Annotated in this window: 26 protein-coding genes; 23 read left to right on the forward strand and 3 right to left on the reverse strand. The window is 73.1% G+C overall.

Annotated elements, in window-relative coordinates:
- Positions 1-17 precede the first annotated feature (17 nt).
- Both H7344_RS14320 and H7344_RS14325 read left to right on the forward strand, forming a co-directional pair.
- Positions 18-1,061 (forward strand): phosphatase PAP2 family protein, encoded by a 1,044-nt coding sequence (locus H7344_RS14320; protein WP_229707184.1) that lies wholly within the window; start codon positions 18-20, stop codon positions 1,059-1,061.
- A gap of 90 nt (positions 1,062-1,151) precedes the next feature.
- On the forward strand, positions 1,152-3,197 hold the full coding sequence (locus H7344_RS14325) for an acyl-CoA dehydrogenase family protein (RefSeq protein WP_186346694.1): 2,046 nt from the start codon (positions 1,152-1,154) through the stop codon (positions 3,195-3,197).
- A gap of 76 nt (positions 3,198-3,273) precedes the next feature.
- Here the strand turns inward: H7344_RS14325 and H7344_RS14330 are convergent, their stop codons facing one another.
- Positions 3,274-3,831 (reverse strand): inorganic diphosphatase, encoded by a 558-nt coding sequence (locus H7344_RS14330; protein ID WP_444544117.1) that lies wholly within the window; start codon positions 3,829-3,831, stop codon positions 3,274-3,276.
- A gap of 110 nt (positions 3,832-3,941) precedes the next feature.
- Here H7344_RS14330 and dacB point away from each other — a divergent pair, with 110 nt between their 5' ends.
- The 13 genes from dacB to H7344_RS21250 all read left to right on the forward strand — a co-directional run bounded on the left by dacB (position 3,942) and on the right by H7344_RS21250 (position 15,907).
- Positions 3,942-5,318, forward strand: a complete 1,377-nt coding sequence (gene dacB / locus H7344_RS14335; RefSeq protein WP_186346696.1) for a D-alanyl-D-alanine carboxypeptidase/D-alanyl-D-alanine endopeptidase — start codon at positions 3,942-3,944, stop codon at positions 5,316-5,318.
- Between the two features lie 10 nt (positions 5,319-5,328).
- Positions 5,329-6,366, forward strand: coding sequence for a zinc-dependent metalloprotease (locus H7344_RS14340; RefSeq protein ID WP_229707183.1), 1,038 nt, complete (start codon positions 5,329-5,331; stop codon positions 6,364-6,366).
- A gap of 7 nt (positions 6,367-6,373) precedes the next feature.
- On the forward strand, positions 6,374-7,378 hold the full coding sequence (gene tilS, locus H7344_RS14345; protein WP_186346697.1) for a tRNA lysidine(34) synthetase TilS: 1,005 nt from the start codon (positions 6,374-6,376) through the stop codon (positions 7,376-7,378).
- Positions 7,379-7,477: 99 nt separating this feature from the next.
- Positions 7,478-8,245, forward strand: a complete 768-nt coding sequence (locus H7344_RS14350) for an Ig-like domain-containing protein (protein WP_186346698.1) — start codon at positions 7,478-7,480, stop codon at positions 8,243-8,245.
- A 96-nt stretch (positions 8,246-8,341) separates the two neighbouring features.
- The gene (gene hpt, locus H7344_RS14355) at positions 8,342-8,893 is read left to right on the forward strand and encodes a hypoxanthine phosphoribosyltransferase (protein ID WP_166195514.1); all 552 of its coding nucleotides are present in this window, start codon (positions 8,342-8,344) and stop codon (positions 8,891-8,893) included.
- A gap of 176 nt (positions 8,894-9,069) precedes the next feature.
- The gene (ftsH, locus tag H7344_RS14360; protein WP_186346699.1) at positions 9,070-11,157 is read left to right on the forward strand and encodes an ATP-dependent zinc metalloprotease FtsH; all 2,088 of its coding nucleotides are present in this window, start codon (positions 9,070-9,072) and stop codon (positions 11,155-11,157) included.
- Positions 11,154-11,771 (forward strand): GTP cyclohydrolase I FolE, encoded by a 618-nt coding sequence (gene folE / locus H7344_RS14365; protein WP_186346700.1) that lies wholly within the window; start codon positions 11,154-11,156, stop codon positions 11,769-11,771. The genes ftsH and folE overlap by 4 nt, the downstream gene beginning before the upstream one ends.
- Before the next feature lie 98 nt (positions 11,772-11,869).
- Positions 11,870-12,715, forward strand: coding sequence for a dihydropteroate synthase (gene folP, locus H7344_RS14370; RefSeq protein WP_186346792.1), 846 nt, complete (start codon positions 11,870-11,872; stop codon positions 12,713-12,715).
- Positions 12,712-13,080: a dihydroneopterin aldolase gene (gene folB / locus H7344_RS14375; RefSeq protein ID WP_186346701.1), complete on the forward strand. Its 369-nt coding sequence runs from the start codon at positions 12,712-12,714 to the stop codon at positions 13,078-13,080. The genes folP and folB overlap by 4 nt, the downstream gene beginning before the upstream one ends.
- A complete protein-coding gene (folK, locus tag H7344_RS14380) occupies positions 13,073-13,642 on the forward strand; it encodes a 2-amino-4-hydroxy-6-hydroxymethyldihydropteridine diphosphokinase (protein WP_186346702.1) in 570 nt (189 codons plus the stop codon). The genes folB and folK overlap by 8 nt, the downstream gene beginning before the upstream one ends.
- Positions 13,639-14,133, forward strand: coding sequence for a DUF3180 domain-containing protein (locus H7344_RS14385; RefSeq protein WP_186346703.1), 495 nt, complete (start codon positions 13,639-13,641; stop codon positions 14,131-14,133). Before folK ends, H7344_RS14385 begins: the two co-directional genes overlap by 4 nt.
- Positions 14,134-14,143: 10 nt before the next feature.
- A complete protein-coding gene (locus tag H7344_RS14390; protein ID WP_186346704.1) occupies positions 14,144-14,758 on the forward strand; it encodes a hypothetical protein in 615 nt (204 codons plus the stop codon).
- A 63-nt stretch (positions 14,759-14,821) separates the two neighbouring features.
- Complete coding sequence (locus H7344_RS21250; RefSeq protein WP_222130680.1) at positions 14,822-15,907, forward strand: GNAT family N-acetyltransferase; 1,086 nt, start codon at positions 14,822-14,824, stop codon at positions 15,905-15,907.
- Positions 15,908-16,071: 164 nt separating this feature from the next.
- On the opposite strand, the gene H7344_RS14400 is transcribed toward H7344_RS21250, so the two are convergent.
- Positions 16,072-17,067, reverse strand: a complete 996-nt coding sequence (locus tag H7344_RS14400) for an ABC transporter ATP-binding protein (protein ID WP_373286527.1) — start codon at positions 17,065-17,067, stop codon at positions 16,072-16,074.
- Positions 17,068-17,071: 4 nt separating this feature from the next.
- Here H7344_RS14400 and H7344_RS14405 point away from each other — a divergent pair, with 4 nt between their 5' ends.
- The 3 genes from H7344_RS14405 to H7344_RS14415 are packed head-to-tail and all read left to right on the forward strand — an operon-like array spanning position 17,072 to position 19,546.
- Positions 17,072-17,785, forward strand: a complete 714-nt coding sequence (locus H7344_RS14405) for an ABC transporter permease (protein ID WP_229707182.1) — start codon at positions 17,072-17,074, stop codon at positions 17,783-17,785.
- Positions 17,782-18,597, forward strand: coding sequence for an ABC transporter permease (locus H7344_RS14410; protein ID WP_229707181.1), 816 nt, complete (start codon positions 17,782-17,784; stop codon positions 18,595-18,597). Before H7344_RS14405 ends, H7344_RS14410 begins: the two co-directional genes overlap by 4 nt.
- Positions 18,598-18,601: 4 nt before the next feature.
- Positions 18,602-19,546 carry an ABC transporter substrate-binding protein gene (locus H7344_RS14415; protein ID WP_186346706.1) on the forward strand — a complete coding sequence of 315 codons (945 nt, stop codon included), beginning with the start codon at positions 18,602-18,604 and terminating at the stop codon, positions 19,544-19,546.
- Positions 19,547-19,553: 7 nt separating this feature from the next.
- On the opposite strand, the gene H7344_RS14420 is transcribed toward H7344_RS14415, so the two are convergent.
- Positions 19,554-20,672, reverse strand: coding sequence for a glycosyltransferase family 2 protein (locus tag H7344_RS14420; protein ID WP_186346707.1), 1,119 nt, complete (start codon positions 20,670-20,672; stop codon positions 19,554-19,556).
- 34 nt (positions 20,673-20,706) lie between these two features.
- Between H7344_RS14420 and H7344_RS14425 the strand changes: the two genes are divergently transcribed.
- From H7344_RS14425 to panD, 5 genes are all read left to right on the forward strand, one after another.
- Positions 20,707-21,867 carry a sulfotransferase family protein gene (locus tag H7344_RS14425; RefSeq protein ID WP_229707180.1) on the forward strand — a complete coding sequence of 387 codons (1,161 nt, stop codon included), beginning with the start codon at positions 20,707-20,709 and terminating at the stop codon, positions 21,865-21,867.
- Positions 21,864-22,790: a glycosyltransferase family A protein gene (locus H7344_RS14430; protein WP_186346708.1), complete on the forward strand. Its 927-nt coding sequence runs from the start codon at positions 21,864-21,866 to the stop codon at positions 22,788-22,790. Before H7344_RS14425 ends, H7344_RS14430 begins: the two co-directional genes overlap by 4 nt.
- A 413-nt stretch (positions 22,791-23,203) precedes the next feature.
- Positions 23,204-24,133 carry a Rossmann-like and DUF2520 domain-containing protein gene (locus H7344_RS14435; protein ID WP_186346709.1) on the forward strand — a complete coding sequence of 310 codons (930 nt, stop codon included), beginning with the start codon at positions 23,204-23,206 and terminating at the stop codon, positions 24,131-24,133.
- Positions 24,130-25,056: a pantoate--beta-alanine ligase gene (gene panC, locus H7344_RS14440; protein WP_186346710.1), complete on the forward strand. Its 927-nt coding sequence runs from the start codon at positions 24,130-24,132 to the stop codon at positions 25,054-25,056. The genes H7344_RS14435 and panC overlap by 4 nt, the downstream gene beginning before the upstream one ends.
- 1 nt (position 25,057) lies before the next feature.
- Positions 25,058-25,477: an aspartate 1-decarboxylase gene (panD, locus tag H7344_RS14445; protein ID WP_186346711.1), complete on the forward strand. Its 420-nt coding sequence runs from the start codon at positions 25,058-25,060 to the stop codon at positions 25,475-25,477.
- Positions 25,478-25,485 lie beyond the last annotated feature (8 nt).

The raw sequence follows: 25,485 nt of genomic DNA on the forward strand, positions 1-25,485 counted from the left end.
TACCTAGACTGACCCCCGTGTACCGCCGCGCCTACGCCCTCCTCGTCGCGACGGCGCTCGCGATCGGCGCGTGGGCAGTCATCACCGCCGTCATCATCGACCGCCCGCTGATCGACCCCGAGGGCAGCTTCCTCGGCCCGTCGTGGCTGCGGCTGCCGCTGCTGTGCATCGGTGCGCTGGCGCTGGACCTGGTGCCGCGGGCGCTGTGGCTCTCCCGCGGTCGGGTCAAGGAGATGCCCGACATCGTCCGCGACCGGCTGCGGTCGCACTGGAACCGCGAGCGCGTGCTGCTGGTGATGCTCGGCATCGTCAGCTTCTACGTCATCTACGTCTGCTACCGGAACCTCAAGTCGTTCCTCCCCCTGGTCAGCGGCCGGATGTACGACCGCGAGCTGCACCTGGTCGACCGGATCCTGTTCTTCGGCCACGAGCCGGCCGGAATCATCCACGACGTCCTCGGGCGCACGGTCGTCGCGCACGTCCTCTCGACCTTCTACCTCCTCTTCATCCCGATGGTCGCGATCCTCGTGACCGTCTGGCTGGTGTGGTCGCGCAACCTCTCCTTCGGCTGGTGGTTCGTCACCTCGCAGGGTCTGGCGTGGACCCTCGGGACCATTTCCTACTACGCGCTGCCGACACTCGGCCCGGGCCTGGAGTACCCCCACCTCTACGACCTCGCGCACACCGGCACGACCGACCTGATGAACTCCCTGGTCAACGCGCGGCAGAACGTCCTGTGGAGCGACGGCCAGGCCCAGACCGTCGCCGGCTTCGCCAGCCTGCACACCGCGATCTCGCTGCTGTGGGCGCTGATGGTGCAGTACACCGTCCAGTCCCGCGTGCTGCGCATCCTGTTCTGGGTCAACTTCGGGCTCACCGTCGTCGCGACCCTCTACTTCGGCTGGCACTACGTCGCCGACGACGTCGCGGGCATCTTCATCGCGCTGTTCTCCTTCTACGTCGCCGGCATCGCCACGGGTCAGAAGTTCGACCGGCACGGGCTGGCCTCGCACCCGACGACGACCACCTCCGCCGTCCCGGTCGAGCGCGTCCGGGACTGATCGGCGGCCGGGCCCAGGCGCTCCAGACCGGCGCCGTGACCCGGCTCCCACCCGGGTTGGCCGCCCCGACCCGCGGGTAACGAGAGGGTCATGGCGACCGACACCGTGCCCCCGTCCTCGGCCGAGGACGTCCCCGCCGAGCCCGGCGGCACCCCGCAGACCGACACCGACGCGCAGGTCGAGTCCAAGTCCGGCTACCGCCGGCCCGAGGTCGACGTCCCGGCCCTGACCCGGCTCCTCGACGGCAAGTACGCCGAGGTCCGCAACCTCGTGCGCACCAACCTGGCGGACTACTCCTCGATCCTCGAGGACGCCGAGACCATGTCGATGGCCGACTTCCGCGAGCGGGTCAAGGAGGTCGTCGTCGAGATGGCCGCCACCGGCCAGACTGGCATGGGCTTCCCCGAGGAGTACGGCGGCGGCGGCGACATCGGCGCGTCGATCGCGGCGTTCGAGACCCTGGCGTACGGCGACCTCTCGGTGCTGGTCAAGGTCGGCGTGCAGTTCGGCCTGTTCGGCGGCGCGATCCTCCAGCTCGGCAGCAAGCACCACCACGACGCCTACCTGCCGGACCTCATCACCGGGAAGCTGATGGGCTGCTTCGCGATGACCGAGTCCGGCCACGGCTCGAACGTCCAGGCGCTCGGCACCGTCGCGACCTACGACGTCGCCACCCAGGAGTTCGTCGTCACCACGACGACCGAGGCTGCGCGGAAGGACTACATCGGCAACGCGGCCGCCCACGCCCGCCTCGGCGTCGTCTTCGCGCAGCTCGAGGTCGCCGGCGAGCGGCACGGCGTGCACGCCTTCGTGGTGCCGCTGCGCGACGAGGACGGCGCCGTGCTCGACGGCGTACGCATCGAGGACGACGGCCGCAAGATGGGCCTCAACGGCGTCGACAACGGCCGGATCTGGTTCGACCACGTGCGGATCCCACGGGAGAACCTGCTCAACCGGTTCGCCGACGTGACGGCGGCCGGGGTCTACGAGAGCGACATCGAGAACCCCAACCGTCGCTTCTTCACCATGCTCGGCACCCTCATCCAGGGCCGGGTCTGCGTCGGCGGTGCCGGCATCAACGCCTCGAAGGTCGCGCTGACGCTGGCGGTGAAGTACGCCAACAAGCGCCGCCAGTTCGAGGCCACCAGCGAGGACACCGAGGAGCTGCTCCTCGACTACGGCATGCACCAGCGGCGACTCCTGCCGCTGCTCGCACGGACCTACGCGCTGCACTTCGCCCAGGAGGAGCTCGCCTCCCAGCTCCACGACGTGCTGTCGGGTGTGGTGGAGGACGAGCACACCCAGCGCGAGCTCGAGGCGCGCGCCGCTGGCACCAAGGCGCTCGGCACCTGGCACGCGACGCGGACCATCCAGGAGTGCCGCGAGGCGTGCGGCGGGGCCGGCTACCTCTCGGTCAACCGGTTCGACGCGCTCAAGGCCGACACCGACGTGTTCACCACCTTCGAAGGCGACAACACCGTCCTTCTGCAGCTGGTGGCCAAGGGCCTGCTGACCGACTACGCCAGCGAGTTCAGCGACATGGACCAGCTCGGCATGGTCCGATTCGTCACGGGCCTGGCCGTCGAGACCGTCATCGAGCGGACCGCGGTCAACAAGCTGCTCGAGCGGATCCGCGACGTGCTGCCCGGCGGCGACGAGTGGGACCAGGAAGCCGGCCTGCTCGACCCCGACTACCAGCTGGCGATGCTCCGCTTCCGCGAGGAGCACATCGTCTCCGGCGTCGCCCGCCGCCTCAAGCGCGGCATCGACCGCGGGATGAACCCCGGCGAGGTGTTCTCCCGGGTCCAGGACCACGTCATCGCCGGCGGTCGCGCGCACGTCGAGCGGCTGGTGCTCGAGGCGTTCGTCGCCAAGACCGCCGCGCTGCCCGACGGCGACCTGAAGGTCGCGCTGAACCTGCTCTGCGACCTCTTCGCGCTCAGCACGATCGAGGCCGACCGCGCCTGGTTCATGGAGCACGGCCGACTCTCGGTCGCCCGCTCCAAGTCGATCAGCCGCGAGATCGGCAGCCTGTGCCGCAAGATCCGCCCGCTCGCGGAGAAGCTCGTCGACGCCTTCGCCGTCCCGCGGGAGATGCTCCGCTCGCCCGACCTGCTGGACTGGCCGCCGGCCTGACGGCATACCCCTCCAACACGCACGAGCGCCCGGCCCCTCGCAGGGGACCGGGCGCTCGTCGTGTGGTGCGCGGGGCTCAGTAGTGCCCGCCGTTGTCCTTGAAGCGGGCGAAGGAGGCGTGGACCTCGGCCTCGGCCTCGGCGCGGCCGACCCACTCGGCACCCTCGACGGACTTGCCGGGCTCGAGATCCTTGTAGACCTCAAAAAAGTGCTGGATCTCGAGACGGTCGAACTTCGAGACGTGGCTGATGTCGCGCAGGTGCTCCAGGCGCGGGTCGGTCGACGGGACGCAGAGGACCTTGTCGTCGCCGCCGGCCTCGTCGGTCATCCGGAACATGCCGATCGCGCGGCACTTGATCAGGCAGCCGGGGAACGTCGGCTCCTGGAGGATGACCAGCGCGTCGAGCGGGTCGCCGTCCATGCCGAGGGTGTCCTCGATGTAGCCGTAGTCGGCCGGGTACTGCGTCGAGGTGAACAGGGTCCGGTCCAGGCGAAGACGCCCGGACTCGTGGTCGACCTCGTACTTGTTGCGCTGACCCTTCGGGATCTCGACCAGGACGTCGAACTCGAGCACGTGTTTCCTCCGCTGGCTCCGGGGGCGTTCAGGACGGCCCGGGACGGGCCAGGGGCACAGTGTCCCGCAGAATGGGCTCCAACGCTCATCCGGAGGGAGGAATCGTGGCGCGACGTGACGCACGCCACGGTCCTCCGCGCGCGCGCCTCCGCCCGCTTCTGCTGCTCCTCGTGCTCGCGGTGGTGGCCGCGGCGACCTGGCGGTACGACGTCCTCGACCGCTGGCTGGAGCCCGGCCGGCCCGCGGACCCGGCCGCCGTCGCGCCCCCGTCGGAGCTCGACCTGCCGGCGGTCGTCGCCGCGCCCGCCGTCGCCGAGGAGGCGGTCGGCGCCGGTCCGGTCGCCGCGGCGGCCGTGCGGCGTGCGATCCGCCCGAACCTGGCCGACGGAGACCTCGGCCGCCACGTGCTCGCCGCGGTCGGCCCGCTCGACGGCGCCGGCGTGCTGGTGCGCTCCGGCTCGGGCGCCTCGCTCGCGATCCCGGCGTCGACCACGAAAATCGTCACCTCCGTGGCCGCCCTGCTCGCGATGGACCCCGCCACCCGGTTCACGACGCGCGTCGTCGACGCCGGCCCGCGCGGGATCGTGCTCGTCGGCGGTGGCGACCCGTTCCTGGCGAGCGAGCCGGTGGACCCCGACGGCGGGCCCGCCTGGCCCGAGCGGGCCGACGTCACGACCCTGGCCCGGGCGACCGCCGACGCGCTGGTCGCCGCCGGGCGCACCCGTGTGCGGGTCGGCTACGACACCTCCCTGTTCAGCGGACCGGAGGTCAGTCCGCGGTGGCGCGCCGACTACGTCCCCGACGGGGTCGTCTCGCCGATCACCGCGCTGTGGGTCGACGAGGGCCGCCCCGCCGAAGGGTTCGGCCGGGTGGAGGACCCCGCGCTGACCGCGGCGACCGTCTTCGCCGGCGTGCTGTCCCGCCGCGGGGTCGAGGTCGTCGGCGTCCCCCGCGAGCAGGTCGCTCCCGACGGAGCGGCCGAGCTGGCCTCGGTGACCAGCGCGCCGCTGTCGCAGGTCGTCGAGCAGGTGCTCGTGGTGAGCGACAACGAGGCCGCCGAGGTGCTGCTGCGCCACGTGGGGCTGGCCACCGAGGGCACCGGCTCCTTCGCGGCCGGCCGGCGCGGCGTCGTACGGCTGCTGGGGGAGGCGGGCGTCGACCTCGGCCGCAGCGTCTTCTGGGACGGCAGCGGGCTGTCGCGGGAGAACCGGGTCGAGCCGGCCGCGCTCCTCGACCTGCTGCGGCTCGCCGCGTCCGACGACCACCCCGAGCTGCGGCCGGTGCTGACCGGGCTGCCGGTGGCGGGGTTCACCGGGTCGCTGACCGACCGGTTCGACACCGGGGCGCGCGAGGGGCGCGGCCGGGTGCGCGCCAAGACCGGCACGCTCACCGGTGTCACCTCGCTGGCCGGCATCGCGACCGACCGCGACGGCCGGTCGATGGTCTTCGCGATGCTCGCCGACCGGGTACGCGTCGAGGACACCCTCGAGGCCCGCGACGCCATGGACGCGGCCGCCGCGGCGCTCGGCGCTTGTCGCTGCGGATAGTTTCGGCGTCATGAGCGAGCGCGTCGAGGCCATGATCGACTGGGACCTCGCGGTCTCGCTGGGGACCCGGATCGCCGGCGAGGGTCCCGAGGTGACCCGCGACCAGGCCGCCGCCGCGGTCGCGGAGCTGCGGGCGGACGCCGACCGGTCGACCGGACTGGTGCGGGAGTTCACCGGGCTCGTGGCGCAGGAGCGCACCGCGCCGGTGCTCGTGGTGGACCGGGCTGGCTGGGTCCAGGCCAACGCCGACGGCTTCAAGACCGTGCTCGCCCCCGTCGTCGACCAGCTGACCGGCAAGAAGGCGCCGGGGCCGCTGGCGACGGCGGTGGGCTCGAAGGTCACCGGCGCCGAGGTCGGCGGGCTGCTCGGCTTCCTCGCCGGCAAGGTGCTGGGCCAGTTCGACCCGTTCCACGACCCGCACGGCCGGCTGCTGCTCGTCGCGCCGAACATCGTCCACGTCGAGCGCGAGCTCGGCGCCGACCCCACCGACTTCCGGCTGTGGGTGTGCCTGCACGAGGAGACCCACCGCGTGCAGTTCACCGCGGTGCCGTGGATGCGCGACCACCTGTTCGCGCAGATCGAGGCGCTCGCCGCGACGATGCAGCCCGACGCGCTCCTCGACGACGGCCTCAAGCGGGCCCTGGAGTCGCTCCGGCAGGGCGTCGGCGGCGGCAGCCTCCTCGACGTCGTCGGGTCGCCGGAGCAGAAGGAGATCCTCGACCGGGTCACCGCCGTCATGTCGCTGCTCGAGGGACACGCCGACGTGGTCATGGACGGCGTCGGCCCGACCGTCATCCCCAGCGTCGCGAAGATCCGCGCCAGCTTCGACGAGCGCCGCAAGGGCGTCGGCACCCTCGACCGGATCCTGCGCCGGCTGCTCGGCCTCGACGCGAAGATGGCGCAGTACCGCGACGGCGCCCGCTTCGTCCGCGGCGTCGTCGACAAGGTCGGCATGGCCGAGTTCAACGCCGTCTGGGAGCGCCCCGAGAACCTCCCCACCCGCGACGAGGTCGCCGACCCCGAGCTGTGGGTCTCGCGGGTCCTGTGAGCCGCTGATGGCGCTCCACCCCGCGGTCGCGGCGGTACGCCGCGGCGTCCGCGCCGCCCTCGCGCCGCTCCCGCCCGGCGTACCCGTCGTCGTCGCGTGCTCCGGCGGGGCCGACTCCCTGGCTTTGCTCGCCGCCACCGTCTTCGAGGGCCACAAGGCCGGCCTCCGTGTGGTCGGCGCGGTCGTCGACCACGGCCTCCAGGAGGGATCGGTCGACCACACCGCGCGGGTCGTCGACCAGATGGCCGGCCTCGGCGCGGACGAGACGCTGTCCGCCCGCGTGCAGGTCGACCCCGCCGGCCTCGGCGTCGAGGCGGCCGCCCGACGCGCGAGGTACGCCGTGCTGGAGCAGGTCGCTGCCCACTTCGCCACCGCCGACGGCCCGACCCCCGTCCCTGCCACGGTCCTGCTCGGCCACACTCGCGACGACCAGGCGGAGACCGTCCTGCTCGGGCTGGCCCGCGGCTCCGGCGGCCGCTCGCTCGCCGGTATGCGCCGCGCGTTCGGCCCGTTCGTGCGACCGCTGCTCGACGTCACCCGCGACGACACCGTCACCGCCTGCCAGGTCGAGGGCATCCCGTTCTGGGACGACCCGCACAACGCCGATCCCGGCTACGCCCGCGTCCGCGTGCGTCGCACCGTCCTGCCGGTCCTCGAGGAGCAGCTCGGCCCCGGCGTCGCCGCCACCCTCGCCCGCACCGCCGACCAGGTCCGCCACGACGTCGACCACCTCGACGACCTCGCCGAGGCCCGCCACGCCGCCCTCGCCGCGAACACCCCCGACGGCTCGCTCCCCGTCGCCGCCCTGCTCGAGGACCACCCGGCCATCCGCCACCGCGTCCTCCGCCTGGCGGCCCTCGCCGCCGGCGCCCCCGCCTCCGAGCTCTTCTCCGAGCACGTCCTCGCCGTCGACGCCCTCCTCACCGACTGGCACGGCCAGAAGTGGGTCGACCTCCCCGGCCACCTCCGCGCCCGCCGCGTCGACGGCCGCATCGTGGTCGTCCACGCCTGAGTGGTTCGTCCTGACCGCCCGGCGCGGCCGTATGGCGCGAACGGGTCATCCGGGCCCATTCCGGTCCCCGGGGCGGCCGCGCAGACCTACTGTCGACGAGTGCTCTCGAACCGTCTGCTCACCCTTGCCGCCTCGACCGGTCTGCTTCTCGGCTCCCTCGGCCTGTCCGGCCTGACCGGAGCGCGCGCGCACGTCGCGCCCGCCCCGACGTCGACCTGGAGTGCGACGAACCCTCTGCGACCCACGCCCCCCGCAGGCTCCGGCTGGATCCAAGGCTGGGCGGTCGACCGCGCCGGCAAGCCCCACCTGGACGTCGTGGTGGAGGCCTACCGGCCGGGCGACCTACGGGATCCGGTCGCCACCGCCCTCTCCTACGCGGGGTCGAACGTCCACGGCGACGAGGTCGACGGCTTCTTCCGGCTCCAGGTCCCCGAGGGCCGGTTCGTCCTCAAGCTCGCCAGCATGCCTGGTGCCACGGACCCGTTCCGGACGCTGTGGTTCGGGCGCAAGGTCCCCGTGCGGATGGCTGGCGGAGTCGCGGAGGTGGGCGACATCGCCCTCACCCGTGTTCGCAAGGTGAAGCCGCGCACCGTCGTGACCCTCGACCGGACGAGGATCAAGCAGCGCCAGCGCGGCGTCGTGCGCGTCACGGTCACGCATCCGGAGGTCGTGCCGGTGACCGGCAAGGTCAGGGTCACGGCCGATCGCAAGGCTCTGACCACGCTCGAGCTGCGCAACGGAGCGTCGTACCTCGAGCTCCCCAGGCTGGGGCTGGGCACGCACCGCGTGTCGGTGCAGTTTCTCGGCAACGAGGCGGTGCTCCCGGGCTCGACCGCCTCGACGGTGCTGAGCGTCGTGCGGCGCTGACGTCGCTCGCTGGTCGCCGGGTCGTCGCCACCCGAGCCCGACGGCCCACCCGACCCAGCCGGATCGCGCCCGGGAGACCTCGCCTACGCTGCTCGCATGGACGCTGCTGACGTGTCGGACGACCTGCTTCACGTGCTCTACACCGAGGCCCAGATCCAGGACCGGATCAAGGAGATGGCCGCCGACATCGAGCGCGACTACGAGGGCAAGGAGCTGCTGATCGTCGGCATCCTGCGCGGCGCGGTGATGGTGATGGCCGACATGGCCCGCAGCTTCCACCGCCACGTGGAGATGGACTGGATGGCGGTGTCGTCGTACGGCTCGGGCACCAAGTCCAGCGGTGTGGTCCGCATCCTCAAGGACCTCGACACCGACATCAGCGGCCGGCACGTGGTGATCGTCGACGAGATCATCGACACCGGCCTGACCCTGTCGTGGCTGACGTCGAACCTGAGCAGCCGCAACCCCGCCAGCGTCGAGATCGCGACGCTGCTGCGCAAGCCCGAGGCGCTGCAGATGCCGGTCGACGTGAAGTACGTCGGGTGGGACATCCCGAACGAGTTCGTCGTCGGCTACGGCCTGGACTACCGCGAGCGCTACCGCAACCTGCGCGACATCGGCACCCTCGCGCCGCACGTCTACTCCTGATCGCCACCCGCCCGGACATATCGGGGTAGTCCTGCACATACCGGGGCAGATCTGCCCCGGTATGTGCAGGGGTCACCGGTGAACCGGGGACCCTTGCGCCGGCCCGGACCGGTCCTGCTCCCCGTTGCCGCGGACCTGTACCGTCAGGGATTCAAGACGAGCGTCGGAAGAAGCCTGTGAAGCGGATATTCAAGGGTCCTTGGATCTGGATCGTGGTCGCCGTGGTCGGCGTCCTGCTGGCCCTGCAGTACCTCGCGCCCAACGGCGGGTACGACGAGATCGACACCTCCCAGATGGAGGAGTACATCGCCAACGGCGACGTCTCGGAGATCACCTTCATCGACGGTGACCAGAAGATCGAGGCGACCCTCGACGACGGCGTCCGCGAGGACGGCGAGAAGGTCATGACCCACTACGTGCTGGGTCAGCAGATCGACATCATCGACGCCGTCGACGAGCAGCGCGCCGAGGGCACGATCGAGAAGTCCAACTCGGAGAACCCGCAGCCCAGCCTGCTCGGCTCGATCCTCGCGACGCTGCTCCCGTTCGCGCTCATCATCCTGCTGTTCCTCTTCCTCATGAACCAGGTGCAGGGCGGCGGCGGCCGCGGCGTCATGCAGTTCGCCAAGAGCCGCGCCAAGCTGATCACCAAGGACATGCCGAAGACGACGTTCTCCGACGTCGCCGGCGCCGAGGAGGCCATCGAGGAGCTCGGCGAGATCAAGGAGTTCCTCCAGGAGCCGGCGAAGTTCCAGGCCGTCGGCGCGAAGATCCCCAAGGGCGTGCTGCTCTACGGCCCACCCGGCACCGGCAAGACGCTGCTGGCCCGCGCCGTCGCGGGCGAGGCCGGCGTGCCGTTCTACTCGATCTCCGGCTCCGACTTCGTCGAGATGTTCGTCGGCGTCGGCGCGAGCCGCGTGCGCGACCTGTTCGAGCAGGCCAAGGAGAACGCCCCGGCGATCGTCTTCATCGACGAGATCGACGCCGTCGGTCGGCACCGCGGCGCCGGCATGGGCGGCGGCCACGACGAGCGCGAGCAGACCCTCAACCAGCTGCTCGTCGAGATGGACGGCTTCGACGTCCGCGGCGGCGTCATCCTCATCGCCGCGACCAACCGTCCCGACGTGCTCGACCCGGCGCTGCTGCGCCCGGGCCGCTTCGACCGCCAGATCCAGGTCGACGCCCCCGACCTCGCCGGCCGCCACCAGATCCTCCAGGTGCACAGCCGCGGCAAGCCGATGTCGCCGGACATCGACCTGCTGTCGGTCGCACGGCGTACGCCGGGCTTCACCGGCGCCGACCTTGCCAACGTCCTCAACGAGGCCGCCCTGCTGACGGCCCGCAGCAGCCAGAAGCTGATCACCGACCAGGCCCTCGACGAGGCCATCGACCGCGTGATCGCCGGCCCGCAGCGCCGCACCCGCCTGATGAGCGAGAAGGAGAAGCTCATCACCGCCTACCACGAGGGCGGCCACGCCCTCGTCGCCGCGGCGCTCCCGGGCACCGACCCGGTCCACAAGATCACGATCCTCCCGCGGGGCCGGGCGCTCGGCTACACGATGGTCCTGCCCGACGAGGACAAGTACTCCCAGACCCGCTCGGAGATGCTCGACAAGCTCGCCTACATGCTGGGCGGCCGCGCGGCCGAGGAGATGGTCTTCCACGACCCGACCACCGGCGCCGGCAACGACATCGAGAAGGCGACCTCGCTCGCCCGCGCGATGGTCACGCAGTACGGCATGACCGAGCGGCTCGGCGCGATCAAGCTCGGCGAGACCCAGGGCGAGCCGTTCCTGGGCCGCGACATGGGCCACTCGCGCAACTACTCCGAGGACGTCGCCGCGATCGTCGACGAGGAGACCAAGAAGTTCCTCGCCGCCGCGCACCAGGAGGCCTTCGACATCCTCGAGGAGAACCGCGACGTCCTCGACGCGCTGGTCCTCGCGCTGCTCGACAAGGAGACGCTCGACAAGGCCGAGGTCGCCCGGATCTTCGAGCCGCTGCGCCGCCGCTCGGCGCGCCCGGCGTGGACCGGCTCGCCGGACCGCAACCCCTCGGCGATCCCCCCGATCGAGATCCCGCAGGAGATCCGCGACCGGGCCAAGGCCAACGCCACGGTCGCCCCGAACGGCGAGGGTGGCTCCATCGTCACCCCGCCGGGCCCCGGCGGCGACGTGCACGGCGGCCCGGGTGCCGGTCCGATCGGGCCGGTGGACCCGCCGGCGCCGCCGACCCCGGGGCCCTACCCCGGCGGGACCGCATGACCGACCGCGTGAGCCAGGTCGAGCGCGACCCGGCCGAGGTGCCGCCGTTCGACCAGGCGCGCGCCGAGGCCGCGGTCCGCGAGCTGCTCATCGCCATCGGGGAGGACCCCGACCGCGAGGGCCTGCTCGACACCCCGGCCCGCGTGGCCCGGGCGTACGCCGAGGTGACGGCCGGGCTGCGGATGCGGCCCGAGGACGTCCTGTCCACGACGTTCGACATCGGCCACGAGGAGATGGTGCTGGTCCGCGACATCGAGCTGTGGTCGATGTGCGAGCACCACCTGGTCCCGTTCACCGGCGTCGCGCACGTCGGCTACATCCCGGCGGAGTCCGGCAAGATCACCGGCCTGTCCAAGCTGGCCCGGCTGGTCGACGTCTACGCCCGCCGCCCGCAGGTCCAGGAGCGGCTGACCACCCAGGTCGCCGACGCGCTGGTGCGGCTGCTCGAGGCGCGCGGCGTCATCGTCGTCATCGAGGCCGAGCACCTGTGCATGACCATGCGCGGCGTCCGCAAGGCGGGCGCGCGCACCATCACGTCCGCGGTGCGCGGCAGCTTCCTCACCGAGCCCGCGACGCGCGCCGAGGCGATGGCGCTGATCCGCGGCACCCACTGACGGCTGCCGTGGCGACGCTCCAGCCGGGTCAGCACCACGACGCCACGCCGGCGTCGGCGGTGGGTGGGCTGTTCCTCCCGATCGGCCGCCCCCGGGTGATGGGCATCGTCAACGTCACGCCCGACTCGTTCTCCGACGGCGGCCGGTACGTCGAGCCGGACGCCGCCGTCGCCCACGGCCGCAGCCTGTTGGCCGACGGGGCCGACGTGCTCGACATCGGCGGCGAGTCGACCCGTCCGGGCGCGACCCGGCCGCTGGTCTCCGAGGAGCTCGACCGGGTCGTGCCGGTGATCCGCGACCTCTCACGCGACGGCGTCGTGTCGGTGGACACCATGCGCGCCGAGGTCGCCGAGGCCGCGCTCGAGGCCGGCGCCACGATCGTCAACGACGTCTCCGGCGGCCTGGCCGACCCGCGGATCCTCGAGGTCGCCGCGGCGGCCGGCGCGGTGTACGTCGCCATGCACTGGCGCGCCCACAGCACCCGGATGGCCGACTTCGCGACGTACGACGGACCCGGTGGCGTCGTGGGCACGGTCGCGGCCGAGCTGTCCGAGAGGCTGGAGGCGGTCCTGGCCGCGGGCGTTGACCCGGCCCGCGTGGTGCTCGACCCGGGGCTCGGCTTCGCCAAGCGCGGCGAGCACAACTGGGAGCTGCTGCGCGACCTCGACCCGATCACGGCGCTCGGCCAGCCGGTGCTGGTGGGGGCGAGCCGCAAGTCGTTCCTCGGCCGGCTGCTCGCGGCCGACGACGGCTCGCCGCGGCCGGTCGAGCAGCGCGAGCACGCCCACGCCGCGGTGGTCGCCCACCTGGCCCGACAGGGCGTCTGGGGCGTGCGCGTCCACGACGTGCGCGCCACACGTGACGCCCTCGCCGTCGTCGCCGCGCTGGACGAGCCGGCGGCCGCCGCGCCCGTCGCCGCCCCCGTCCAGGGAGGACGCCCATGACCGACGAGATCTCCGTCACCGGCATCGAGTGCTGGGGCCACCACGGCGTCTTCGACTTCGAGCGGAGGGAAGGGCAGACGTTCGTCATCGACCTCACGCTCGGTGTCGACACCGCCCCTGCGGCGGCGAGTGACGACTTGCACGACACCGTGGACTACGGAAGTCTCGTGGCGGCGGTGAAGGCCGCCGTGGAGAAAGACCCGGTCGACCTGATCGAGACCCTGGCCCAGCGCATCGCGGACGTCTGCCTGGCGGACGCCAAGGTCGCCTGGGCGCGGGTCACGGTCCACAAGCCGGACGCACCCGTCGATGCGACGTTCGCCGACGTCGCACTCACCATCACCCGGAGGGCCCACCGTGACTGAGACCCCCAATCCGCACATCATCGACGCCGACACCCTCACCGGGGAGATGCGTCCGATCCGTCGTGCGGTCCTGGCCCTGGGGTCCAACCTCGGTGAGCGGATGGCGAGCCTGCAGGGCGCGGTCAACGCCATCGCCGACACCCCCGACGTGTGGGTGACCGCCGCGTCGCCGGTCTACGAGACCGACCCGGTCGACTCCCCGGCGGACGCGAAGACCTACCTCAACGCCGTCGTCCTCATCGACACCACGCTCGCCGCGAGCCGCCTGATGGACCGCGCGCTGGCGATCGAGGACGCCTTCGAGCGCGAGCGCGGCGAGGTCCCCAACGCCCCGCGCACCCTCGACGTCGACCTGATCGTCGTCGGCGACCGCCGCAGTGACGAGCCGAGCCTGCGCCTGCCGCACCCCCGCGCCCACGAGCGCGCGTTCGTCCTCAAGCCGTGGTTCGACCTCGAGCCCGACGCCGAGCTGCCGGGCCACGGCCCGATCAGCGAGCTGCTGGCCGGGATCGGCACCGACGGGCTGACCCTGCGTGAGGACCTGACGCTCGAGGTCGGGTGAGCGACCCGCTCGGCACCCCCGGCCCGCCGGAGGAGCCGGGCGGCAGCCTCCGGCCCACCTCGCCGGCGGCCCTGACCGCCTGGGCCGTCGTCGGCCTGGTCGGCGGGTGGCTGGTGCACCCGGTCGCGGACCGGTGGGGCACCCCGCCCCTCGTCACCTGGGCGCAGCCGCTGGCCCTGCTGCTGGTGGTCGCGATCCTCGGCGCGACCGCCTGGATCACCTTCCGGCAGGTGCACGTGCGCCGGGAGCGGCTCGACCCGCAGCAGGCGGTCAACCGGCTGGTGCTCGCGCGCGCGTGCGCGTACGTCGGCGCGCTGGCCGCCGGCGGCTACCTCGGGTACGCCGTGTCCTGGCTCGGGGTGCCCGCCGAGCTGGCCGAGCAGCGCGCCTGGCGCTCGGCCGCCGCCGCGTTGGCCGGGGCCGGTGTGGCGGTGACCGCGTTGCTGCTCGAGCGCGCGTGTCGCGTCCGGTCCGACGACGCGGCGCCCTAACCTGCTGGACATGGCAACCTCAGCGGCACCATCGGTCACTCCTGCCTCGCGTCGCCGGCAGCGCTCGACGCGGCTGACCGTGGCCGTCGGGCTGCTCGTGGTGGGCGCGGTCGCCGTCGCGGCGGCCATCGCCACCGGCTCGTGGGGCTTGACCGCCGGCGCCGCCGTGCTGGCCGTGGTGCTCGGCGCGGCCGCCACGCGGATCACCTCGGCCGAGCTGGCCCAGTCCCGCCGCGACGCCGCGCGCGACCGAGCCGAGCAGGCGCAGGCCTACCGCCGGATGGCCGAGGAGCGTGCCGCCGAGCACGCGACGTACGTCGAGACCGTCGAGCGCCGCATCGCCGACCGCGAGGCGAGCATCGCCGACCTCGAGCAGGGGCTGACCGCCGCGCAGCAGCGCGTCGCCGACGCCACCCTCAAGCTGGGCACCGAGGCGCGCCGGGCCGACGCCGCCGACCGGGCCCGCGCCGAGCTCTCCGCGGACCTCGACGCGGCCGAGGAGCGCGCCGCCGAGGCGATCGTCCGGATGGCCGAGCTGGAGCAGGAGGTCGACGTCCTGCGCGCCGAGCTCGAGGTCGTCACGGCCGCCTGGCAGACCGCCGAGGCGACCCGCAAGCGCGCCTGAGCCGGTCGCCACGCGTACCCCGCGGGGGTTTGCCGAACCGACCACCGGGGAGACTTGTCCTTCGTGATCCCTGAGGACTCCCGGTTCGAGAACGACCCCGAGGAGCTCGTGGCCGAGGCGCCCGGGCTGCCGAGCGGGTGGGAGGTCGGGACACCGGACCCGGCCGACCGGTTCGACGTCGCCCGGCTGACGCACCTGCTGCGCGCCCACGAGCGGCACGGCCGCGGCTGGGCCGGCGCGGGCGTCGACGACGTCCTCGTCGAGGTCTCCGAGCACGGCCTGCGGATGCGGCAGAACGTCGTCGTCCGCGACGCCGAGGGCGAGATCCGCGGCTGGGCCAGCGCGCACGACCGCGCCGCCGGCCGGATGCTCTTCGTCCACGTCGTCGAGCGCGACCTGCCCGAGCGGATCGCCAAGGCCTGCTCCGACGTGCTCTTCGAGTGGGGCGTCGGCCAGGCCAAGGTGCTCGGCGCCGCGCGCGGGCTGGAGACCCAGCAGATCGACACCGGCGCCTTCGCCGACGACGAGCGGCAGCACAAGTGGCTCGCCGATGCCGGCTTCGAGCGGGTGCGCACCTGGTGGCAGATGAGCCGGCCCGTGACCGCCGACGAGGCGCGGCTGGTGCCCTCGCCGGCCCGGTGGGAGGGCAAGGGTGTCGTCTTCCGGCGCGTGCGCCGCGGCGAGGACGGCATGCCGGACACCGAGGACCTGCGCAAGGTCCACGACGTGCTCGAGGGCGCCTTCGTCGACCACTTCAACCACCACGAGGAGACCTTCGAGGAGTTCGTCCACCGGCTCCGCGAGGACCCCGGCCACCGCTGGGACCACTGGTGGCTCGCCGAGCTCGTCGAGGACGGCGGCCGCACCGCTGTCGGCACCCTCGTCGGCGCTGTCTCCGAGAGCTCCGGCGGCGGCCCGGACGGGTCGTACGTCGAGTACCTCGGCGTGCTCGAGGCCGCCCGCGGCCGCGGCGTCGCCAAGGGCCTGCTGCGCACGATCATCGCCGACGCCGCCGACCGCGGCCGCGACCGCGTGGGCCTCGAGGTCGACGCCGACTCCTCCACCGGCGCCGACGGGCTCTACACCTCCATGGGCTGGGCCACGAAGTACGTCACCGAGTCCTGGCACCGCGACGTCCCTGTCGCCTGACCGGCAGGCGCGGGCCGTCCACAACCGCGCAATTGTGCGGTTGTGGACGTGCGGAAGCGCTTCCACCGGTCGACTTCCGCGCAATTGAACGACCGTCGACCGCCCGGCCCCGAGCCCGGCCCCGGACCCGACCTCGACTCACGGACCGGGCCGGGCCTGCCGGGTCAGCCGGCGAGGGAGGCGCGCAGCGCGCGGTGGACGCCGGCGGGGGTGAGGACGCCGAGGAAGACCGGGCCGCGCCTGACGCCGACCATCCCGTGGTCGCTGCGCAGGATGGCGGCGAGGGCCTCCTCGAGAGTGGCGCCGACCTCGACCGCGGCGCCGAGGTCGCCGAGGCGTACGCCGTCGAGCGGCTCGAGGTGCGCCGGGTCGACCGTGGTGACCGAGAGCCGGCGCAGTCCCCGCTCGGAGCCGACGAAGTCCGCGACGAAGTCGTCGGCGGGCCGGGCGAGCAGCTCGGCCGGCGTCGCATGCTGCGCGAGCCGGCCGCCGGCGGCGAAGACCGCGACGCGGTCGCCCATCCGCACCGCCTCGTCGATGTCGTGGGTGACCAGCACGACGGTCTTGCCGAGGTCGCGCTGAAGCCGGAGGAACTCGTCCTGCAGCCGCACCCGCACCACCGGGTCGACCGCGCCGAACGGCTCGTCCATGAGCAGCACCGGCGGGTTCGCGGCGAGCGCACGGGCCACGCCGACGCGCTGCCGCTGGCCGCCGGAGAGCTGGTGGGGGTAGCGGTCGGCGTACGTCCCCGGGTCGAGCCCGACGAGCTCCATCAGCTCGGTGGCGCGGGCGCGGGCGGTCGCCTTCGACTCGCCGTACAGCAGCGGCACGGTCATCACGTTGGTGACGATCTTCTGGTGCGGGAAGAGCCCGACCTGCTGGATGACGTAGCCGATGCTGCGCCGCAGCCGCACCGGGTCCTCGCCGGTGACGTCGCGCCCGTCGATCTCGATCCGGCCGGTGCTGGGCTCGATGAGCCGGTTGATCATCTTCAGCGTCGTCGACTTGCCGCAGCCCGAGGGCCCGACGAGGCACAGCAGCTCCCCGGCGGCGACCTCGAGGTCGAGCGCCTGCACGGCGACCGTCCCGTCGTCGTACGTCTTGCCGACACCCGAGAGCCGGATCATCGCGGTCCCGCCCGCAGGGCCGGTAGCGTCCATGCGCGTGACAGTACTGGCGGCGGCCGCGGCTCCGCCCGCAGCCGAGCCGAGCTGCTACAGCTCCGTGCGCAACGAGTGGTGGTGCTGGCAGTACGTCGTCGACCGACGTGAGGAGATCACCGAGGCCGGTGTCCAGCACGTCGGGATCACGCTCGCCGCCATCGTGCTGGCCGTGGCCCTCGCCTTCCCGCTGGCCCTGCTCGCCCGGCGGACACGGCGCCTGGAGTCCACGGTGCTGGCCGTCAGCACCGGCCTCTACACCATCCCCTCGCTGGCGCTGTTCCCGTTGTTCCTGCCCTTCACGGGCCTGAGCGCGGCCACCGTCGTCCTCGCCCTCGCCCTCTACGCGCTGACGGTGCTCGTCCGCTCGCTGCTCGACGGGCTGCGGGCCGTGCCCGAGGAGGTCCGTGAGTCCGCGATCGGCCAGGGCGTGGGTCCGACCCGCCTGCTGCTGCGCGTCGAGCTCCCGCTCGCGCTGCCGGTCTTCCTCGGGGGGCTGCGGGTGGCAGCGGTGTCGACCGTCGCCCTGACCACGGTCGGGGCTCTCGTGTCGTACGGCGGGCTGGGCAACCTCATCCAGCACGGCGTCGCCCGCAACTTCCGGGCGGAGCTGCTCACCGCCTCGGTGCTGTGCGTGCTCCTCGCCCTCGTGCTCGACGCCGTCATCGTGCTGCTGCAGCGCCTGCTGACCCCCTGGACGCGCGGGAGCACCGTGTGAACGTCCTCGCCGACACCTGGGACCACCTCCTCGACCCGACCAGCTGGCGAGGCGGCGGCGGCATGCTGGCGCTCCTGGTCGAGCAGCTGCTGCTGACCGTCACGGCCCTGGCGGCGGCCACGGTCGTGGGGCTGCCGATCGCCCTCGCGCTGGGGCACCGGGGACGCGGAGGGTTCCTGGCGATCAACGTGTCCAACATCGGCCGGGCCGTCCCGACCTTCGCGCTGCTGGCGGTCCTGGTCGCGGCGGACTGGCCGGGCACGGCGCAGCTGGGGCCCTACGGACGGGCCGGCCTGGCGACGCTCATCGCGCTCACGCTCTTCGGCCTGCCGCCGATCATCACCGCGGCGTACGTCGCCGTCAGGGAGGTCCCACGGGAGGTGACCGAGGCCGCGCGCGGCATGGGCATGACCGGGTGGCAGGTGTTCCGCAGGGCCGAGCTGCCGCTGGCCCTGCCGCTGGTCGTGTCCGGCCTCCGGCTGGCGCTGGTGCAGGTGTGGGCGACGGCCACGATCGCGGCCCTCGTCGCCGGGCCGGGGCTCGGTCGCGTCATCACCGACGGGTTCGCGGCCAACGACTACGGCAAGGGCATCGCGGGAGCCGTCGTCGTCGCGGTCGTGGCGCTGTGCCTCGAGACCGGCTCGGCCCTGGTCCAGCGCGCCGTCGACCCCCAGCGCCGGGCACGCAGCCGCACCGTTGGCGAGGACGTCCCCCCTACAGTGACGGAGGCGCCGGGGACGACCGGACGTCGAGCGACGGGGGACACCGCCGCACCGGACACGCGCGGCTCGGCCGCGGGACACAGAAGGTGAACACATGCAGCTACGACGAGCAGTCCTCTCCCTCGCCGCGGTGGGGGTCCTCTCGCTCGGCTCGGCCTGTGCCGGCGACGACCTCTCCGAGGAGTCCGGGGACGGCGCGACGCCCGCCGGCTCCGGCGGCGAGGTGACGCTGGCGACGCAGAGCTTCGACGAGGCCGCCCTGGTCGGTGCGATGTACGCCGCCGTCCTCGAGGACGCCGGCTACGACGTGACGACCAAGGAGGTCGGCCGTCGCGACATCTACGTGCAGCAGATGCCCGGCCAGGTCGACGTCGCGCCCGAGTACGTCGGCGGCATCGCCGACTTCATGAACACCACGGTCAACGGGCCGGACGCCGAGCCGATCACGACCACCGACACCCAGGAGACGGTCGACGCCGTCACCCCGCTGCTCGAGGAGAAGGGGCTCACCCTCCTGGCGCCGTCGGAGGCCACCTCCCAGAACGCCTACTTCGTCACCCAGGAGTTCTCTGAGGCAGAGGGCGTCACGACGCTCTCCGACCTCGAGGGCACGTCGGTCGTCCTGGCTGCCAACGAGGACTGCCCGGGTCGCGCGGACTGCGAGGCCGGTCTCGAGGACGTCTACGGCATCGACGTCACCGAGGTCCTGCCGCTCGGCTTCGCCTCCCCACAGACCTACGCCGCCGTGCTGGACGGTGAGGCGCAGGTCGGCCAGACCGGCACGCTCGACGGCACGCTCGAGGACCAGGGCCTGGTCCTGCTCGAGGACGACCAACAGATCCAGCCGGCGCAGAACCTCGTCCCGCTGGTCTCGCAGGAGTTCCTCGACGAGCACCCCGACGCCCAGCAACCGCTCGAGGACCTGATGGGCGCCCTCGACAACGAGACCCTCGGCTCGCTCATCGCCCGGGTGACCGTCGACCGCGAGACCCCGCAGGACGTCGCCCGCGACTTCCTCGAGGAGGAGGGCCTGCTCTGACCAGGCCCTAGGCCTCGTGCGGTCGCAGCTCCAGGGCCGCGGGTGCGACGGTGTCCGGGTCTATGACCGGCACGTCGATCCGCGGCCCTGCTGCTGTCCGCACGCGGGGAAGCGGACCGCCGATCGAGCGCACGTGCTCGACGACCGCGGCCGCGTCCTCGCGGCGGCCCTGCTCCACCAGCCACCCCACGAGGCGGTACGCCGGCGTCAGGCCCGAGTGCGTGAGCGACCGGTCGCCCCACAGCTCCACGACGCCGGCGTGCAGCAGCTCCCACCAGTCGTCGGGGCACCCGGGCAGCTCGTCGAAGTAGCGGTGCAGGTCCCCGGCCAGGACCCGGTCGCGGAAGACCCGGGTGACCTCGCCCGAGCCGTGCCGCTCGACGCTGGCCAGCGCCATCCGCTTGGTGGCCCACCGGTCGCGCAGGTCCGTCAGCGACGAGCGCTGCTGGGTGATCGAGCTGCCGTCGTGGCGGATCCGCCAGTGGTAGACCACGTCCGGCACGACCGCGAACCGCCGCGCCCGCAGGAACGCCTCCGTCGTCGTCGGCTGGTCCTCGTAGCGCACGCCCTCCGGCCACGACAGCCCCGCGGACTCCCAGAAGTCGCGGCGGTAGAGCTTGTTCCACGCGAACACGTCGCCCAGGAGCTCGGGGTGCTCCTCGACGGTCGACGCGCCGGCCTGCGCATGCAGCCGGCGCATCCACGGCGGCTCGGCCAGCCCGCCGTCCTCCCACCGCGCGACCGAGCCGGTCACCAGGTCGCTGCCCGTGCGCTCGAGAGCCTGCAGCAGCACGGCGTACGCGCCGGGCGGCACGACGTCGTCGGAGTCGGCAAACGCCAGGACCTCCCCGGTGACGTGCCGCAGCCCCTCGTTGCGGGCCGCGCCCAGGCCGCGGTTCTCGGTGTGGACGACCCGCACCCGCGGGTCGCGGGCGGCGTACTCGTCCGCGATCGCGCCCGAGCCGTCCGGCGAGCCGTCGTCGACGACGACCACCTCGAGGTCGACCCGGCGAGAGGCCTGGGCGAGCACGCTGTCGAGGCACGCGGACAGGTAGCGCTCCACGTCGTAGACCGGCACCACGACGCTCACCCGGGTCTGGCGCCGGGCCCACGGTCGCAGCTGCATGGGCCGACAGTAGTGAGCGATAGGCTCCCTGGTCGTGAGTGCCCCCGACGCCGTCCCCTCCGCGCAGCAGCCTGCGGACCCGTCCGCCGTCGACCCCGCCGACTACCCCCGCAAGGTGCTGTTCGTCGCCGGTGCCGGGCGCAGCGGCACCAGCACGATGGCCGGGCTGATGCAGATCCTCGGCCTGCACGTGCCGCAGCCGGAGGTGGTCGCCGACGAGACCAACCCCAAGGGCTTCGGCGAGCCGGCCTGGGCCGTCGAGCACCACGACCGCCTGCTGAAGGAGGCCGGGGTCCAGGTCAGCGACTCGCGGCCCGACGCGTGGTTCGAGACCGGCCGGGTCTCCACCCGCGAGAAGGAGCGGATCACCACCGCCGCGTGGCTCGAGTCGCACTTCGCGGTCAGCAGCGAGCTGGTCGTCAAGGACCCCCGCCTGGCGTGGTTCCTCTCCCTGTGGCGCGTCGCGGCCGTCCGCACCGGCGCCACCCCCGTCTTCGCGACGATGCTGCGGCCGCCGGCCGAGGTCGTCGGCAGCAAGCAGACCTACTACAAGAACCGGCTCGGCTCGGCCCACCTGGCAGCCTCCTGGCTCAACATGCTGCTCCACACCGAGCGCGCCACCCGTGGCTCGATCGAGGGCGGCGACGGCAGTGCGCGGGTCTTCGTGCGGTACGCCGACCTGCTCGATGACTGGACCAAGACCTGCATGCACGCCGGCGAGACGCTCGGCCTGCAGCACGTCCTGCACGCGCGGTCCGAGCAGATCCGCGACGGCCACCGCTTCGTCGACCCCTCCCTGCGCCGCGTCACCCAGTCGCTGGAGGACCTCGGCCTGCCGAAGCGGCTGCACGACCTCACCGCCGACACCTGGGCCGAGCTCAACAAGCTCGCCGACCCCGGCGGCGACACCCCCGACGTGCACCACAACCTCGACCAGCTGCGCGAGGCCTACGTCGAGCTCTACGAGGAGTCCGAGGCGATCTCGCGGTCCTCGGTGGTCGCCGCCGAGCAGGCCGTACGCCGCGAGCTCAAGGGCCGCCCGAACGCCGGTCGCCCCGGCGGTGGCTCGGCCGCGGCTGCTCCCGCTGCGCCGGTCGGTGACCTCGCCGACCGCATCCCGCACGGCCTGCGCGCCGCCATCCCGCCGTCGGTCCGCCGCGGCCTGCGCAAGGCCGTCGGCAAGACGCGCTCGTGACCGCGCACCTCGGCCGCACCGGCCTGACCAACCTCGAGGGCCACACCGACTACGACATCACCTGGCCCTGGGCCCGGCCCGAGGGCCTGCGCCCGGGCACCACCGCCGTGCTGCGGGTCAAGGACGAGGCGCCGTCGCTGCCGTTCGTCCTGCCGCCGCTGCTGCGCGCCTGCGACCACGTGCTCGTCGTCGACAACGGCTCCACCGACGGCACGCCCGAGGTCGTGCGCGAGACCGCCGAGCGGCACGGACGCGGGGACAAGCTCACGCTCACGTCGTACCCCTTCGCCGTCGCGCGCGCCGGCGCCGAGCACCTCGCCGTGCACGAGCTGTCGGTGCACTCGCTGTCGTACTTCTACAACTGGTGCTTCGCGCAGGTCGGCACCCGCTACTCGTGGAAGTGGGACGGCGACATGGTGCTGACCACCGAGGGCGAGGTCTCCATCGCCGACCTCGGCTGGCAGGTCGGCGAGGTGCAGACGATCGTGCGGGTGCCGCGGCACCCGCTGTTCCTCGCCTCCGACTCCCTCGGCTACCTCGACCTCGGCCTGCGCAACGCCGAGGAGTGGGGCTTCCCGATCGGCCCGGACTTCGTCTACACCAAGGCCTTCGAGTGGGAGATCCGCACGACGCCGGAGGACGTCCGGTCGATCGGGCTGCCGTTCGGGCTGTGCGTGGAGCTGAAGTACCTCGACGGTGACGAGTTCGCCCACTGGACCGACCCGGCGTCGTTCGCCACCTCCTGGCGCAACAAGCGCAAGCGGCGCGAGTGGGAGGTCTTCAACGCCCTGCGCGAGGGCACCGTCCCCGCCGGGGTCGTCCGGATCGAGGCCCCCGCAGGGCAGCACATCGTCGACCACGTCACCCACGAGTGGCTCCCGCGGGCCCCCCGCCCCCTCGACGTCGGCCCCCAGCGCCGCTGACGCGTATCCGGCTGCGGCGGGCTGGTTGTTCCCGAAGCGAAGTCGGCCGACCGGGTGGCCGTCTCGTGGTTTGCCGTCGACTCCGAGCCCCATCAACCCCGCCAGCCCCGCGACCGAGGCGACCCCTGCACATATCGGGGCAGATCTGCCCCGATATGTGCAGGGGTCACCGGTTAACCGGTGACCCCAACGCCCGGCCGCACCCCGGTGAGGCCCAGGTCACGTCGCCGAAGCGTTCTCCGGGAGGACGGGACCGGCGTACCGTTGCAGGCGCTGGACCTGCCCGATCGGGGGTACAGCACGGCACCACTCCATCGAGGACACGAGCACACCGTCCGGTACCCACACCGGCCCACGGACCCGAGAACCGGGCGAGCGGGTGGTCGGAGGGACTGGAACGAAAGGTTCGAACCATGACGCACCGACCCCTCGGGGTGGGCGTCGTCGGCGCTGGTCGCGTCGGCGCCGTCCTCGCCGCCGCCCTGGGCGCTGCCGGCCACACCGTGGTCGCCGCCGCCGGCGAGTCGGACGCCTCCCGCGCGCGGATCACCGCGCTGCTGCCGGGCGTGCCGAACGAGAAGCCGACCGCCGTCGCCCGCGCGTGCGACGTGCTGCTGCTGACCGTGCCGGACGACATGCTCGGCAACGTCGTCTCGATGCTGGCCGCGAGCGGTGCGCTGCGCGAGGGCCAGTACGTCGTGCACACCTCCGGCCGCCACGGACTCGCCGTGCTGGAGCCGGCGCGCGAGGTGGGCGCCCGGGTGGTCGCGATGCACCCGGCGATGACCTTCACCGGCACCGAGGTCGACCTCGACCGGCTGCGCGGCTGCGTCTTCGGCCTGACCGCGGGAACCGACGAGCGGGCGACCGCGGAGGCGCTCGTCGCCGACCTCGGCGGCCGCCCGATGTGGGTGCCCGAGGAGATGCGCACGCTCTACCACGCCGGCCTCGCGCACGGCGCGAACCACCTGGTCACACTGGTGACCGAGGCGATGGAGATGCTCGCCGCGGCCGGCGCCGACGACCCGTCGGGCACGCTGCGCCCGCTGCTGACGGCGGCGCTCGACAACGCGCTCGCGCACGGCGACGCCGCGCTGACCGGCCCGATCGTCCGCGGCGACGCGGGCACGGTCGAGGCGCACCTCGACGACCTGCTCGCCAACGCGCCGCAGACGCTGCCGTCGTACGTCGCCATGGCGCGCGCCACGCTCGACCGCGCCGTCACCGACGGCCGCCTGCTGCCGATCCGCGCGCTGAAGATCCACGACCTGCTCGCCCGGGCGAGCGTGGCCGCCGCGACCGCGGCCGGGCCGACCACGACGCGGGCGACCTACCTGTCATGACCGACCGCCCCGTCCTCGCGCCGACGCGTGGGGAGCTCGCAGCCCTGCTCGCAGACGCCCGACGCGCCGGCCGCCCGGTCGGCCTGGTGCCGACCATGGGCGCGCTCCACGAGGGCCACGCCAGCCTCGTGCGCGAGGCCCGCGCGCGGGTCGGCGACGGCCCGGTGGTGGTGTCGGTCTTCGTCAACCCGCTCCAGTTCGGCGAGGGCGAGGACCTCGACCGCTACCCGCGCACCCTCGACGCCGACCTCGACGTGTGTGCGCGCGAGGGCGTGGACGTCGTCTTCGCGCCGAGCGTCGAGGAGGTCTACCCCGGAGGGGTCCCGGCGGGCTCGACCAGCGGCATGGTCACCGTCGAGCCCGGCCCGCTGGGGTCCGTGCTCGAGGGGCGCAGCCGCCCCGGACACTTCGCCGGCGTGCTGACCGTGGTCGCGAAGCTCTTCGGCCTGGTCCGTCCCGACGTGGCGGTCTTCGGTCAGAAGGACTACCAGCAGCTGGCGCTCATCCGGCGGATGGCCGCCGACCTGTGCCTCGGGGTCGACGTGGTCGGCGCCGAGACCGTCCGGGAGGCCGACGGACTGGCGCTGTCCAGCCGCAACCGGTACCTCGACGACGAGCAGCGCACCGAGGCGCTCGCCCTCAGTCGCGCGCTGCACGCCGCGCAGGAGGCGGCGGCGTACGGCCTCGCGCCCGCGCTCGACGCCGCCCGGGCCGAGCTCCGCGCCGCGAAGGCCGTCGACCTCGACTACCTCGAGGTGACCACGCCCGGCCTGGACTCGTTGCCCGACCCCGTGCCGCCCGGCACCGAGGCGCGCGTGCTCGTCGCCGCCCGGGTCGGCACCACGCGCCTCATCGACAACATGCCGCTCCGCATCGGAGCAGCACCCCACGACCAGACCCCAGATCAGCAGGGAGATCACTGAAGTGCTGCGCACGATGATGAAGAGCAAGATCCACCGGGCGACCGTGACCCAGGCCGACCTGCACTACGTGGGGTCGGTGACGGTCGACGAGGACCTCCTCGACGCGGCCGACCTGCTGCCCGGCGAGCTGGTGCACATCGTCGACATCACCAACGGCGCGCGGCTGGAGACCTACACGATCGCCGGCGAGCGCGGCTCGGGCGTGATCGGCATCAACGGTGCCGCGGCGCGCCTGGTGCACCCGGGCGACCTGGTGATCCTCATCGGCTACGGCCAGATGGAGACCGCGGAGGCCAAGGAGCTGCAGCCGAGCGTGGTGTTCGTCGACGCCGACAACAAGATCCTGGCCACGGGGCTCGACCCGGCCGAGACCTTCGGCGGCGCCGGTCTGGTCCGCGGCGACGTCACCGCGGCTCGCTAGCCTGCGCC

It is taken from the genome of Nocardioides deserti, from assembly GCF_014266025.1.
Classification (GTDB): Bacteria; Actinomycetota; Actinomycetes; order Propionibacteriales; family Nocardioidaceae; genus Nocardioides; species Nocardioides deserti.

Bases quoted from the DNA above. Each gene is read 5' to 3' on its own strand.
- H7344_RS14325 (WP_186346694.1), top strand. From the start codon at position 1,152: ATGGCGACCGACACCGTGCCCCCGTCCTCGGCCGAGGACGTCCCCGCC.
- H7344_RS14420 (WP_186346707.1), bottom strand. From the start codon at position 20,672: ATGCAGCTGCGACCGTGGGCCCGGCGCCAGACCCGGGTGAGCGTCGTG.
- panC (WP_186346710.1), top strand. From the start codon at position 24,130: ATGACCGACCGCCCCGTCCTCGCGCCGACGCGTGGGGAGCTCGCAGCC.
- H7344_RS14390 (WP_186346704.1), top strand. From the start codon at position 14,144: ATGGCAACCTCAGCGGCACCATCGGTCACTCCTGCCTCGCGTCGCCGG.
- H7344_RS14400 (WP_373286527.1), bottom strand. From the start codon at position 17,067: ATGGACGCTACCGGCCCTGCGGGCGGGACCGCGATGATCCGGCTCTCG.
- tilS (WP_186346697.1), top strand. From the start codon at position 6,374: ATGGCGCTCCACCCCGCGGTCGCGGCGGTACGCCGCGGCGTCCGCGCC.
- H7344_RS14415 (WP_186346706.1), top strand. From the start codon at position 18,602: ATGCAGCTACGACGAGCAGTCCTCTCCCTCGCCGCGGTGGGGGTCCTC.
- hpt (WP_166195514.1), top strand. From the start codon at position 8,342: ATGGACGCTGCTGACGTGTCGGACGACCTGCTTCACGTGCTCTACACC.
- H7344_RS14435 (WP_186346709.1), top strand. From the start codon at position 23,204: ATGACGCACCGACCCCTCGGGGTGGGCGTCGTCGGCGCTGGTCGCGTC.
- folP (WP_186346792.1), top strand. From the start codon at position 11,870: ATGGGCATCGTCAACGTCACGCCCGACTCGTTCTCCGACGGCGGCCGG.
- folB (WP_186346701.1), top strand. From the start codon at position 12,712: ATGACCGACGAGATCTCCGTCACCGGCATCGAGTGCTGGGGCCACCAC.
- H7344_RS14340 (WP_229707183.1), top strand. From the start codon at position 5,329: ATGAGCGAGCGCGTCGAGGCCATGATCGACTGGGACCTCGCGGTCTCG.
- folE (WP_186346700.1), top strand. From the start codon at position 11,154: ATGACCGACCGCGTGAGCCAGGTCGAGCGCGACCCGGCCGAGGTGCCG.